Genomic DNA, 13,691 nt, shown 5'->3' with positions numbered 1-13,691 from the left:
TATTAACCAAGCTGCAACGGTCAACGCAGAACTGGAAAGCCACGCAACGTGGTGACCAGGTTCTGAAGCGAGGGCCAACGTCGCCTTCTTCCAGCCTGAAATTCCGACTTTTTCAACAGAATCGGCCAAAAGCTGCCATTTGAAATGACGAGCCATTACCTAAGTTAGGCGCTCAAATCAATCTACTAAACTTGGCGCGATTCACTCAGTTGAGCTCACCTGAGAATCTGTGGCCTACTGCCTGCAGTTAGTCCACAGGACGCGGATAGCTATGATTCCCGATGCATTCACTCATGATGAACAGCCGGTCTACGCAGGCGACTACACGCCCCAGGAATGGGACAGACTGAAGGCCCAGAGCCTGGAAAACCCATTTGCATTCAAAATGGGCTGCTGCTCTTCCCGTGCAGTTCTCAAGACCAGCATCAACGGCCTGCAGTTCTTCGCTCACTACTCAGACGAATGCGCTTCTGCACCTGAGACCAAATGGCACATCGCCGGTAAAGACATGATTGTCGGCGCGCTCAACCTCTACGGCGTCAATCCACGTGTGGAAGTATCAGGTGGTACAGGAAAGGATCGCTGGAAGGCTGACGTGTATTTCGAGGTCGGTGACCGCAAGATTGCCATCGAGCTCCAACGTTCGTATCAGCACCTTCGGGATTTCGTTCGTCGTCAGGAGCGGTATGAACGTTATGGCGTCGAGTGTTACTGGCTGGTCAGGGATGAGGTGGCCAAGCCTTTGGGCAAGTCGATTCTCCGCAAGCGATGGATCGAGGAATTCAACCGCACCATGCCTCCTGACAGCTTTTTTGTGAACCTTCCTACGTTCTTCTTCGGCATTCTAAATCCCGAGGCAGATGTTCATGTGAATGTTCATTCCCCTCGGTTGTCGACAAGTCACTTCGAACTACTGGCCGCTATCTTCAATAACAATCTCCGCTGGAACGGTAAGCACTGGTCTATCACGCCGGATGCAGCTGTGTAACCTGTGTTCCCCAGGCATTTTCCCTATACTCGCAACACTAGATATCTGAGGTGTTACATGTCCCGTCTTGCTGAATTCCGTCAACTCGAAAAACACCTGGCAGAGCAACTGGCTGCCCTGGAAGCAATGAAAGGCGATGAGGGCCTGAAAAAGGAGGTCGAGTTCGAGACCAAGCTTCGTGAGTTGCTCGCTCAGTACGGCTACGGCTTGCGCAACGTCATTGCTATCCTTGACCCTCAGGCCTCGACTCGTCGTGCTCCGGCCGCTGCAGGATCCAAGGCCGGCACTCGCAAGCCACGTCAGGTCAAAATCTATAAAAACCCACATTCTGGCGAAGTCGTTGAGACCAAGGGCGGAAACCACAAGATTTTGAAGGACTGGAAAGCTGAATACGGCTCAGACACCGTTGAATCCTGGGTGTCTGATCGGGGGTGAGTCTTGGTGATCCAGGAGGTGACAGCAGGATTGACATAGCGATTATGGATTGAATATTGTTTATCTGCGCCTAGGCGTGAACCACAGGGTGGTTACAGGGATCTTCGGATCGTACCCCTCTTCTGATGAAAGTCAGATGGCCCAGTGCCAGGTAACAGCGTCCTGCCCCGTCGAACGCATGCAATCGACGGCTGAGAATCCCGCCTAGAGCTGGATTCGTCGTTTCTGGCCCTTCAACTACCTGAAAGTCAATATCGAAACTTCTGGCATGTAAATGTCCAAAACCGTGTAACCCCTTCCGGTTTTGGATATTTACTTCCAAAATGTCGCTGTGTGAAATCTGCGTAAGCGTCCGGCAGACACACCGTCCCTTACCGTGTCTTCTGTTTCCCGCTTTAGTGCCGCTTTCTACGGGAAAGAAAGCCGGCAGGTTGCAGGTGATTGATCCCGGTAGGTGAGTAGCTACTTGCGGATAACGTTGGCGTTGATACCTCATGCAGCGGTACTACTGGAAAAGGCCACAACAGCAGAACGGTCTCGTGCCGCCGGCGGTTGAGAAGGAAAAGCTCAATTCTGTTTCCGGGAATTGCTGGCCACTACACAACACAAAAGCCGCCGAATGTTCAGCAATTAATTCTGACTCAAAATCGCCCCCTAACGGCTGTGCACGATTATCACGCTAGCTGCGACGGTATTAGCGCTCAACTGACAACTGAAACCTCTGCAAAATGCAGATCTCGTCCGTCCGTCTGGTGGTGGAAGCGTCCGCAGGCCATAAGTTATCCACAACTATCCCTGTCGATTTTCAGGCGTCAAAAATTATCCACAGCGACGTTCTTAAAAAATTCCGGATCCAAAATTTTTTTCTTGAACGCCCCAACCCATATAGCCTGCGGCGTATAGACTGTATCCATATACATACTAACAAGTTATCCACAGGCTTGAGCCTTGCAAGTGCCCAAAAACCACACTATGTTGTGTTTGAATGGGTGGATAAGCCCATATCTTGGGTTTTTTGCGGGCTTGAGCATGACAGATCAAAACGATGCTTCTTGCCCACTATCCACTAGCGAGGAGAAGTACTGTGGTTGAATCGAAGCAAGAGCGCTTTCAGATTCTAGCGCTATCGGGTGGTGGTTTTAGGGGGCTGTACACAGCCAAGATTCTCGCGGATTTAGAGGAGGAGATTGGGGCGCCCATAGCTACCCGATTTGACTTGATAGCAGGCACCTCTATCGGAGGAATTCTTGCCTTGGCAATCGCTTCCCGTATTCCTGCGAAGACTATGGTTGATCTGTTTGTTGAGCATGGGGAAGAAATCTTCAAACGGCGATTCTCTCTGATGGGTATGCTGAGAGCACCGTACTCTGCAAAACCTTTGCAGAGCCTGCTCAGTGCTCCGTCGCTCTTCGGTCAACGCACGCTGGGCGACTGCAAACACCCAGTGCTCATCCCGGCAATCAACTACTCGAGCGGACAGCCTCAAGTTTTCAAGACCTCACACCATCCTAGCTTCAAACGCGACCATCAATTTCGGCTAGTAGACATCGCCTTAGCCACGAGCGCCGCTCCTGCTTATTTCCCTCGGCACACGTTCAATAACAACCAGTACGTCGATGGAGGATTGTATGCCAATGCTCCAGGCCTGTTAGCCGACCACGAAGCGCAGACTTTCTTTCGTCAACCTTCCGAGACCGTGCATCTGCTATCCATCGGTACCATGTCTTCGAAGTTCACCGCCAACCCCGGCCGCAATCGTGATGGGGGAACCTATGACTGGGGAGGCATCAACCCCACAAATACGCCCAAGCGTCTCTTTGGACTATCCATATCAGTTCTTGAGTCGCTGAGCGACTTTATGCTTCGTCACCGTCTTCCTGGCCGCTACATCCATATCGACGAAACCTTAACTGACGAGCGCGCTAGCGCAGTTGCGCTCGATAAAGCAGACCGCCCCGCAAAAGAGGCCCTGCTGGGCGCCGCCTCTGAGCAATCTAAGTTCTGGCTGGGGAAGGATGAGTTTCAACCTTTCCTTGCTCACCGGTCATCACCGCCGCAATTCTTCTATGGCCCTAACGCTACCCAAGGGAGTCGTGAAAATGCTGAAACTGAATAAGCTCTTCCATAAGGGTGGCGCGGACGCCAATGTGTTTGAGGATCGAATTGCACCTACGCGAGAGCAGCGCAAGTTCTTGATGGAATGCAAAAACAAGGTTCGTGAACATTTGAAGCCACGCATTCGTGCAGCTACAAAAACTATTTTAGGCATGGAGCATGTGGTGGAACCACGATTCAGAACTCAAGGGTCCTGGTCCTATAACACGTGCGTCGTGCCTGCCAAGTCCCCAGCTCAAGAAATGGACTGGGATTATGGTGTTTACCTCCCTGTCACTGTATGGGAGGAAAATGGCCCGCCCCACCAAATGGCCAAAGCATACTTTTCTCTGGTCGAAGAGCTGCTGAAAGACCTGTGCAAGGCAGAGAAATGGGACCTGATCACTGGCAAAAAAACCTGCATACGCATTCAAATTGCCGACTGGGCCCATATCGACCTTCCCCTGTACGCTGCACCGGAAGAAGAGTTCCAGACCATTACCGAGCGGGTCTCGCTTGAAAAAGCGATGTTGGATGGCATGGAGCAGCTCGCAACAGCCCGCGCCATGGATGAAAGCTACGAGCTGCAGCAGTGGAAGGATTTGGACCATATTGCAATGGCCACTCGAAGTGGTGAATGGCGTGAGTCTGATCCTGAAGCAGTAGCGAACTGGTTTCGAGATCGCATCGAAGAGCATGGCGAACAACTACGGCGAGTATCTCGCTACCTCAAGGCTTGGCGGGACGTGCATTGGGATAGCGGGGGTCCAACATCCGTCTCGATTATGATCGCGGTTGCCCAGAACTTCGTTGCCCAACCCGGTCGCGACGACCTGGTAACTGAAGCAGCAGCAAAACATTTAGGTGTTGTCTTCCGTGGCGAAATACGGGAACCCGGGATTGATGACGAGAAAGAGGATTTCAACCGCCTGGAAGGTTCTGATCGTGCAATTGCTGCGCGTCGTTTTGCCGAACTGGGAAGCGCAATCTACGAAAGCCGGATGATGCGAGAGCATCAAAAAGGTGAAGCGGTGATTCAAATGAGAGCCCAGTTCGGCAGTCGAATGCCTTGGGACACTACACTGATTGAGGTGGGCGGTGAAGCGGATGCGATCCGCAACACCGCTCCAGAAAAAGTAGCCCCACCCGTCGTTCTGTCCAGTAGTGCAGGCTGAGGAACCCTATGAGCGCTTTAGGCGAAACCTTACGGGCGCTCAGAGCGCGTGGCTTTACACCGGTAGCTGCCAAGCTACCGGTGCGTGTCTTTAAAGGGGGGCTGGCGTGTAAAAAAGGCGACGTGTCAGTCAAGCTCACAATCAAAGATTGGGATTTCCTGAGCTATCCGGCGATCTGCATATTGGATCGTCCTGATTTCCTCCCTGAACTGATGCCGCACATTGATGTGCTGGGTAATCTCTGCTACTTCGCACCCGGCTCCGTAACGCTTGATCGATACGATCCCGCGACCGCTGTGTTGCAGTGCCTCAACCAAGCGACTGCGATACTCGATCGAATCGCTACGGAACCCCAGTACCGAGACAGTGACATTCAAGATGAATTTACCGCTCATTGGGAATATGGCCAGACGAGTGCCCCATGGGACGTCCTCATGGGATACACGAACGAAAAAGACCTATACGCGCACTATTTCATCATCGAAAAATCCGGCAAGAAGCGCGTGTTCATTTCAAGCGACCGTGAAGAAGCAGAAACGTTAGCCTCGTCGTTGGGTGGGACGCTAAAGCCTTCAAGTTTTCGTTGCTGGCTGTTGAAAACCCATATCTCCCCGGCAGTACCAAAGGCCATGCCAGGGACTGTTAAGGAATTGTTTTCTTGGTTACGCACGTGGGATAAGACTCTTTCAGCCGGTGTCCAGAAAATCCTGTCTGAGCCTGACTACCTGAAATTCAAGTATGTTTCTTTTGCCATCGACACACCTGTCGGCCGGATCGGTTTTGGGTTCAACCTGGACCATTTAAAAAGAAAAGGCTACAGCCGAAGCCCCAATCGTTACAGGCAATGGCTTCACAATAAAGGAGGAGAAACAACTCTCATCCGGCTATCCATCGAGCAAGTCAGTAGTCAGTTTGTTCACAGCAGAAACCTTCACTTCCCAGATCTTTATAATAAAAGGGTAACCGTGGTGGGCTGCGGAGCCATCGGCTCATTTGTCGCTCATGCAATGCTGCGCCTAGGTGCAGGCACAGGGAAACTTGGCGGCTTGAAACTGATTGATCCAGACCGGATAGGGCCAGAAAATTTAGGCCGCCACATACTTGGCTACCCGTCACTTTTCGAATTCAAAGCCACTGCACTTGCAGCAGATTTGAATCGTCAGTTTCCCCACAGCAAGATTGAGGCGATCACAGGCAGCGTTTTTGCTCATCAGGGGTTATGGGGATCGGAGTTGATAATCGATGCGACCGGTGAGGAAGCTGTCAGCGAACTCCTTAACGGCCTGCGATTACAGCGAAAAAGCCACATACCTATTTTACACGTGTGGATCCGTGGTAACGGGGAGGCAGTGCAAGCGCTTTGGACTGACGACAAAGGCGGCGGGTGCTATCGCTGCCTTCTCGTTCCCAGTGCCAATGCTCATCGGCAAGAACGCTATCGGGTACTCAAAAAACCGTCTGTTCGCAGAACGGATGGCTGCCGCGCGTACACACCTTACGCCGTCTCCGCACCTCTACATGCTGCGGCACTGGCCACAGAGATGGTGTGTGACTGGTTACAGGGATCGCCTACTCCATGCTTCAGAACGCGCGCCACAGCAAACGCCGACGTGTTCAGCTTGAAAAATAAAAACCTCTCGAAGATTAAGGGCTGTCCTGCATGCGAACCGCAATAGTATGGGAAGCCTCGCCACATCATCACAAAATTCTTGTAGAAGGCGCGCCTCTACAGACCATGGATAGGTACCGCCAAGACCGAAGCGAAAAAACCGAAGCGGGGGGGATTTTACTGGGATATCGGAAAGGTCCACACCTTCATATAGTCCAAGTTACAGTTCCGCAGTTGACCGATCGTTGCCGCCGCTTCCGATTTGACAGGTCCGCTCATCATCATCAGCAAATCGCCCTAGAGCAATGGCATGTTAGTGAAAAGACTATGGACTATCTGGGCGAATGGCACACACATCCAGAAATCAATCCATCTCCTTCAGGCGTGGATATCAATGAGTGGGTCAAGATCACAAATCGACAAACCAAGCCTATGGTGTTCATGATTTTAGGTCTGACAGGAACTATATGGCTGGGGCTCTCGGTTCATCACGCGCTGATCAAATGCAGCACAACAGCCACCGAGGGTACTTAGGAAACCCGAGGCGACTTGTGATTAGGTTTCGTAGCCCAGTGCATTGTGTTGCCACCGGCAGCTATTGGCCCAGAGTGTGTAAAAACGCTTCGCCAAAATTGAAGTGTGCACGTCTACGTTAAATCTGAAATTTATCAGCACGTCTGCAGGCGTGAATTTCGCATAGAAACGCGATTTCCAGTCTGGTTTGGAGTACCTGGCACGCTCAAAAACGATTTTTTACACAGCCTCGGCCGATTGCTGCCTGTCGTGGTCGGCTGAAAACGACAAACAAGTGAAATGCAGGAGCTCTCTTGGAGGTTTTGTCGCTAGGTTTGCAGCTTGATTGTGAATTAGACCGGCCGGTATCTCGATCTCGGTTTGACGTAAATTTCAGATATTTACTTATTTCCAAAACCTCACTGGATGATTACAGCGTGACAGTTTTTGTCCGCATTAGTGATCGCGAGGTTTAAAGTATCTCGAGCGGGCTCAGCCGTCTGCTTCGAATGGCGCTGACATACGCTGCGTTTATCATGTTCAAAACCAAATGCTGCTGTACTGGACATCGAGGGCGTCCGGGCGGAAGGGCTCTCAACACTGGCACCTGGAGATTCTGGATCAGATGCCATTCCTGCACGCCGAAATGCTAATATCGTGACCATTTAAGGTTGCTAGAGCACCACAAGGAGGAAGGCATGTCATGGATAATTAAACTGGAGGGAGCACCGGATGGTTTTGATAAGCATATCAATATATCGTCTTCGAAACATGGCTGGAACGATTTCGGGTATAACTATCATGCGTCAATTTATTTTACCTATAAAAGTAAACAGATCTTTCTCAGTGGTTATGTAATCCCCCTAGATTTAAAAGATCAAAAACCTTTTGCCTTTCTTTCCAGCGCGCCCAATGGCGAGATGTCATATTTTATAAGTTTATTGGCTAGCCCCAATGATTATAAACGACTAGCCGATCAGCTGTCCGTTGATGCTGTGGCCTTCCTGCTGAAAGCTCTACACGAAGTCTCTTATGATCGCTGCGTGGGTGCTAATAATTATGAACATATTATACAGACAGAACCATTCAGGCTCGGCGTTCTCCGTTATCAGGATGCTTATTTGGCATTGATCAACGGTGCTGCTGGTGCATATATACAAGCGCCGATGGGTGACGCCAAGGTGCCATTTAAATTCACCACTATGCTTCCGGGCACAGAAAACTTTGTGGCTCTTGATGTCGCTTTCCGTGATCACAAGTTCTTTGATGATAGAATTCATTGTCTAATAGGTGTGAATGGCACAGGTAAAACAAACCTGCTAGCCCGCCTTGCTATTGAGGCTGCTTCAGTTTCAAATAATGCGCAAGATGGACCGCCTACGATTTTACTGTCGGGTCAAGGAGTGGTCGAGAGGTTTGAAGACTCCACACTGAGTACTCCCGAAGGTTTTAGATTCAATCGGGTGGTATCCTACTACTCAGATCCTTCCTCCTCCTTGCCTCGATTCAGCAAGCTTGGGTGTTTTGAATATCATGCATTTAATACCACCGCTAAGAAAGAAAGCAGCGAGTTTCATCAGAATCTTTCCTATTTATTAGTAACCTTGTTGAGGTTAACGGATGATGCTTTTGCTCGGGAGAAGAGCAAAATATTCAACGATGTACTCTCTGGCTTCATGCCAATGCATTTGCTTGCCATACCGGTTACAGCGGACTGCCCTAGTGGCTCCTGCGTGAAAGATAAAGCTGGCAATAACTGGAGCTTTGTTAATCAGATGATGGGGGAGCAGCGCTCTTTGGATATTTTAGGAACTATCGATACCACACGAGAGCCCAGCTTTTTAACTACTGATTTAAGTCGAGTTATTGACATGAGCAGTGGTCAGCGCAGCATGTTTCACTTTGCCTTGCATTTTCTCAATTTGGCAGGGGATGGTACATTGCTGATCATTGATGAACCCGAAACTTACCTGCATCCTAATCTGGTAAGTGATTATATGATGCTCCTCTATAATATCTTGGAGCGTACATCGTCAATAGCCATAATCGCCACGCATTCTGCATACGTGGTGCGCGAAGTCCCAACCCATTGTGTGCACATTTTGGAACGGAAGGGGAAAAAAGCGTCCATAAGCAGGCCGTATCTTCAGACGTTGGGCGCAAACGTAGCGGAGATTTCGTTAGCAGTTTTTGGTGATAGTACTGTGGATGCTTATCATAGAAAGGTTAGTGAATCTATTGCTAAGGCGAATATACCTTTTGAGCAAATTGTTGAAGTTTATCGAGATATTTTCAATATCGACATGCTCATGGAAATCAAGGATCGTATATCTAATCCGGGGGAGTATGATTAAAAATGCGACCTTTTGATCATGTCCATGGTATTGATGATCTTAAAAGCTTGAGTGCCTTAACCACGGGCTACAGCTTTTTACATGGAACCTATAATGCAATAGAAAAGGCTTACGACGGCTATCTCAAAAAATTTGGGACTCCTCAGTTGGTAGCTGTTGGTCTAACTGGTGACCAACGTAACTGTATGCATAAGGCGTATGAGGGTGGCGCTAAAAAGTATGGCCTAAACTGGATACCGAAACTTAGAGAGTTAATGTTGGGGTCGTGCCCTATGTGCGGTAATTCAGCCATAGGAACGGTCGAGCACTATCTTCCCAAAACGTACTTTCCAGAATTTACGGTATTTAGTTGGAATCTGGTTCCCTCTTGTAATACCTGTAACCAGAAGCGGGGAAGTAAACACGTCAACGGAGTTGCGCACCATCTTCTGCACCCTATATTTGATAAGTCGATACTGGGGAGGTTAAAGCTAGTAACTCGTTTTAAAAGTTCGAGTACGGTTACGCAGTACGAGCTTGGTTTTAATGATGTTGCTTTCAGTGCTGATGACCGGGGGCGTATCATGGCGCACATAGAGATGTGCGTTGACCGACGTGCATTCAACCTGAGTACGAATGTTCAAATTAGCAAAATCACAGCCCGTCTTGCCAAGAAAGATATTTCCCTATGGAAGTCAGTCATTCAAGATGAGTTAATTATTATGGATGATGCTAATGTGGGCTATGGCTGGGAGGCTTCATGTCTCCGAGGGCTTCTCGATGTCGATGTAATGCAGCTACGTTGTATCTTAGTATCCAAATTGTTGCAGTGATTTAACTTGGTTGATAGATATTAAATACAAGAGTTGTACCGCAGCTGGCCTAGGCAGATCCGCCCCGCAGCATTTTACGGTCAGTTGCGTTTTGTAGATGACAGTCCTTACACACGGCTTGTAGCGTCGCGCTTTGATGTGCCTGTAGCGTGTAGGCGAGAGCGGAGTTGTCTAAAGGTAATGTGAAAGGTTGGTCGCTCCACCAATCGAAACCACGAAATGCGTTGCGAAACTCAGAAGTCGTCATAAGCTGCGTCGCCTGACGGGCTATCGATTGGAATTCGGGGCTCACGTGATCCACTTCGGTAGAAGGAAGAACTCCACAACGCTCACAGATCGGAAATGCAAGCCTTCGAGCGGATAAAAAGGGCGCTGATGCCAGGCGCAGTGCAGATTGAATCCAGTCGTTTTGATCCCTTGGATCTAAGCACTGAGACCAAGACACCTTATGCCATCTACTTGCATTGAACAGGCCATAAAAATCATAGCCGCCACCAGGTCGATACACCATGCGGAATTGACTCGGCCGCAGATCGTGGACGGAGCAGTAGTAGTGTTTTTCGGCGATAAGGTCTGAGATCAAGTCGTCTTGAAAGACCTCGTCAAACTCCCGTTCTTTCAGTCGCAACCGGATACAGGCTCGCAACTGAGCCTTGTTCATCCCTGCAAAAAAAGCTGCGCCTCGCGGCATGCTCTAGTCTCCCTAAATGGCCTACTGTAGCCGTCAAGCCACTCTGACGTACTTGTGCCAGCTTAGTAAAGACTGTTTCCGATTACGATCTCGATATGTCGGGCGGTAAGCGTGCGGTCAGCAATGTGTCGAAGTGATCGGGGTAGTTACGCAGTTAGTCGCGGAGGTATACATTCCTAGCTGGTGAACTTGTCACATTTGTTTCGGTTCGCCAAGTCGGCGGGTACTTCGCTCCCGCCCCCAATCCCAACCCATTGCGGCAGGTCAACATGGACGATCATTTTACCTTCGCTCGATTTTGGCGCTGTGCTTTGCAAGTCAACCCCTTCAGTTACCAAGGCGCCTTCCGTGGCTCTGATCACGGCTTTGACGAGGCGCAATACAACGAGGCTTTGCTTGAAAAGTGCTTGGCACATGACGTTAAGGTGGTCGGGATCGCTGACCATGGCAGTGTCGCCAGTGTGGATAGCTTGAGAAAGGTGCTTGAGCCAAAAGGGATCGTTGTGTTTCCGGGGTTCGAGATTGCTGCAAATGACAAAACCCACTACGTATGCCTGTTCTCTGAAGATACGGGTACACAACAGCTCGAACGTTACCTCGGCAATCTCGACCTCCTGGATCCTGCGAATGGTGTTCGACCGTCTCGCTTAAGCTCGGAACATTTGATCGACAAGGTAGATCAGCTCGGGGGCTTTATTTACGCGGCGCATTGCACTCAGGACAGCGGTTTGCTGAAAAACCGTCTCAACCACGTGTGGACGCTCCCAAAGCTGCGGGCGGCACAGATACCGGGGGCTTTGGAGGATCTTGCAGGGATCGAAAGCGATTTCTACCGTCGAGTACTTAAAAATAACGATAATGCCTACAAGCGCGAACGGCAGGTCGCCTTGATCAATGCCAAGGACGTCGCCAAGCCAGCAGATCTGGAACAGTCAGGGGCGACATGCCTGATTAAGATGACGCGTCCCACCTTCGCCGCCTTCAAAGTGGCCTTTCTCGACCCCGCCTCCAGGATTCGGCTGAATTCTAAAGTTGCTAAGAATCCAATCGGCAGGGTCCTTAGTATGGCGGTCACAGGTGGCTATCTGGACGGCTTAAAGGTGAATTTTTCCGACCATCTAAACACTGTTATTGGTGGAAGGGGCACCGGGAAATCCACCCTCTTGGAATGCCTTCGCTTCGCTTTTAACCTACCGCCGAAAGGCAAGCAGGCTCAAAAACTGCATCAAGAAATCATCAAAGAGAATATAGGGCGGGCGGCAGGCAGAGTGGAGTTGGTTGTGGTGTCATCGGCCCAGAATGGCAAGCAATATACCGTGTCTCGCCGGCACGGAGAGCTGCCAGTGGTTCGTGACGTTAACGGTGACGTATCGACTATGATGCCCCGAGAGCTTTTGCCTGGCTTAGATATATATGGGCAAAATGAAATCTATGAACTGGCCCAGGATGAAGCTAGTCGATTGCAATTGCTAGACCGATTTCTTCCCCAAGACCGCAATTATGAGCAAAACAGACTCGACGCGCAGAAACGCTTGAAGGAGAACCAGCTGAAGTTTGTGGAATCCCTGTCTGAACTGGACGACGTCTCGTCCGAACTCAACCGGCTCCCGAATCTAGAGGAGCAGTTACACGATTATGAGACATTGGGCGTTGCTGAAAAGTTGGCCACAACGTCTTTGCTTGCCAGGGAGCGAGTGCTGGTCGGTACTGCAAAGGATAGTTTGCAAAGCTTCGAAAACGCGCTTGCTGACCTTCGACGAGCTATTCCGGATCTCTGCTTTATAAATGATGAGGCGATTGAGGGCGTTCCCGATCGGGATGCGCTGGTCGCAATGCGAGGAGTTTTGGAGTCCCTCAAGGTGGATTTCGAAACCAATGTAACCGAAATGGAAGTGTTTATTGCTGGCAGCCAAGCGCAGTTTACGATTGAACACGATGCTTGGCTGCTCGCGGTACAGGAACATGATAGGGACCTGGAGAAAGAGCTTCGTAAGCTCCCAGACACGGCGGGTAAGTCGGGGCAGGAAATTGGTGCCGCGTATCAAATACTGCAGGGGGATATCGAGCGCATAAGGCCACTAGGGGCAAAGCTTCCTGGGCATCAAAAACAACGCGAGAGACTGGAACAGGAACGACGGAACATCCTGGCGGAGCTTTCAGATCTGAGAAGTCTCCGGGTTGATGCTTTACAAAAGGCAGCCAAGAGACTGACGCGAAAGCTTGATGGGAAGCTGAGAATTGAGGTTGTGCCTGAAGCTGACCGTTCACCGCTGGTGGCATACCTGTTGGGTTGCAAGTTGGAAGGGATTGCTGAAAAGCGATTGGCGTGGATCGAAGAGCAAGAGACGATCAGTCCATCCTTGCTGGTTGCATCGATCCGGGAAGGTAGCGTGATGCTGCAATTGGAATGGGGTTTGACGCCTTTGGTCGCTGATGCATTGGCCAAGCTCCAGCCGTCTCAAATAATGGAGCTTGAGGCGTTGGAGTTGGAGCATCGCGTGGACATCTCGCTAAACGTAGCCCATGGAAATGCGGAGCCATTGTTCCGTCCTTTGAATAAACTTTCGACTGGTCAACAGTGCACGGCTATCCTGCACATGCTGCTTCTGGACAACATCGATCCGCTATTTATGGATCAGCCGGAAGACAACCTTGATAACGCGTTCATTGCCGAAAGAATTGTGACTGAGTTAAGGGACGCCAAAACTAACCGGCAATTTCTCTTTGCGACGCACAACGCGAACATCCCGGTGTTCGGCGACGCAGAGTGGATCGGAGTGTTCAGCACAGAGGAGAACCGTGGGTGTCTTGAGTTTGAGGCACAGGGCTCCATCGACGTAGCCCTGATTCGAGACCAGGTGGCGAGGATCTTGGAAGGAGGCCGGGAAGCCTTCATCCAGCGCATGGAGAAATATGAGTTTTGAATGCTCGCTTACAGCAGGGCACCAAGAAGTTCTCCGAATACCGTGTGCATGGAGATTCGGCTGGTCGCTAAACAACTGCCGTGAAGGGCCGCTTCT

General features: G+C 50.3%; 10 protein-coding genes. 9 read left to right on the top strand and 1 reads right to left on the bottom strand.

The features are described from left to right. The first annotated feature begins 271 nt into the window (after nt 1-271). The 8 genes from FIV35_RS25025 to FIV35_RS24990 all read left to right on the top strand — a co-directional run bounded on the left by FIV35_RS25025 (nt 272) and on the right by FIV35_RS24990 (nt 9,980). On the top strand, nt 272-988 hold the full coding sequence (locus FIV35_RS25025) for a competence protein CoiA family protein (RefSeq protein ID WP_083377948.1): 717 nt from the start codon (nt 272-274) through the stop codon (nt 986-988). A gap of 57 nt (nt 989-1,045) precedes the next feature. Beyond that, nucleotides 1,046-1,423 (top strand): histone-like nucleoid-structuring protein, MvaT/MvaU family, encoded by a 378-nt coding sequence (locus tag FIV35_RS25020; protein WP_083377949.1) that lies wholly within the window; start codon nt 1,046-1,048, stop codon nt 1,421-1,423. A 1,084-nt stretch (nt 1,424-2,507) separates the two neighbouring features. Next, nucleotides 2,508-3,539 (top strand): CBASS cGAMP-activated phospholipase, encoded by a 1,032-nt coding sequence (locus FIV35_RS25015; RefSeq protein WP_231980889.1) that lies wholly within the window; start codon nt 2,508-2,510, stop codon nt 3,537-3,539. Continuing rightward, nucleotides 3,523-4,692: a CBASS cGAMP synthase gene (locus FIV35_RS25010; RefSeq protein WP_083377951.1), complete on the top strand. Its 1,170-nt coding sequence runs from the start codon at nt 3,523-3,525 to the stop codon at nt 4,690-4,692. The genes FIV35_RS25015 and FIV35_RS25010 overlap by 17 nt, the downstream gene beginning before the upstream one ends. 8 nt (nt 4,693-4,700) lie before the next feature. After that, complete coding sequence (locus FIV35_RS25005; protein WP_083377952.1) at nt 4,701-6,368, top strand: ThiF family adenylyltransferase; 1,668 nt, start codon at nt 4,701-4,703, stop codon at nt 6,366-6,368. After that, nucleotides 6,353-6,835, top strand: a complete 483-nt coding sequence (locus FIV35_RS25000) for a Mov34/MPN/PAD-1 family protein (protein WP_083377773.1) — start codon at nt 6,353-6,355, stop codon at nt 6,833-6,835. The genes FIV35_RS25005 and FIV35_RS25000 overlap by 16 nt, the downstream gene beginning before the upstream one ends. A 677-nt stretch (nt 6,836-7,512) precedes the next feature. Further along, nucleotides 7,513-9,168 carry an AAA family ATPase gene (locus tag FIV35_RS24995; protein ID WP_083377774.1) on the top strand — a complete coding sequence of 552 codons (1,656 nt, stop codon included), beginning with the start codon at nt 7,513-7,515 and terminating at the stop codon, nt 9,166-9,168. 2 nt (nt 9,169-9,170) lie between these two features. Beyond that, a complete protein-coding gene (locus FIV35_RS24990) occupies nt 9,171-9,980 on the top strand; it encodes an HNH endonuclease (protein WP_083377775.1) in 810 nt (269 codons plus the stop codon). A 49-nt stretch (nt 9,981-10,029) separates the two neighbouring features. Here the strand turns inward: FIV35_RS24990 and FIV35_RS24985 are convergent, their stop codons facing one another. After that, the gene (locus tag FIV35_RS24985; RefSeq protein ID WP_146375086.1) at nt 10,030-10,671 is read right to left on the bottom strand and encodes a hypothetical protein; all 642 of its coding nucleotides are present in this window, start codon (nt 10,669-10,671) and stop codon (nt 10,030-10,032) included. A 269-nt stretch (nt 10,672-10,940) separates the two neighbouring features. Here FIV35_RS24985 and FIV35_RS24980 point away from each other — a divergent pair, with 269 nt between their 5' ends. Then, nucleotides 10,941-13,595, top strand: coding sequence for a TrlF family AAA-like ATPase (locus tag FIV35_RS24980; protein WP_083377776.1), 2,655 nt, complete (start codon nt 10,941-10,943; stop codon nt 13,593-13,595). Nucleotides 13,596-13,691 lie beyond the last annotated feature (96 nt).

The sequence above is a fragment of the Pseudomonas rhodesiae genome, assembly GCF_007858255.1.
GTDB classification, from domain to species: Bacteria; Pseudomonadota; Gammaproteobacteria; order Pseudomonadales; family Pseudomonadaceae; genus Aquipseudomonas; species Aquipseudomonas rhodesiae.
The sequence above is the reverse complement of the archived record's forward strand: the minus strand, read 5'-3'. Positions and strand labels throughout refer to the sequence as shown.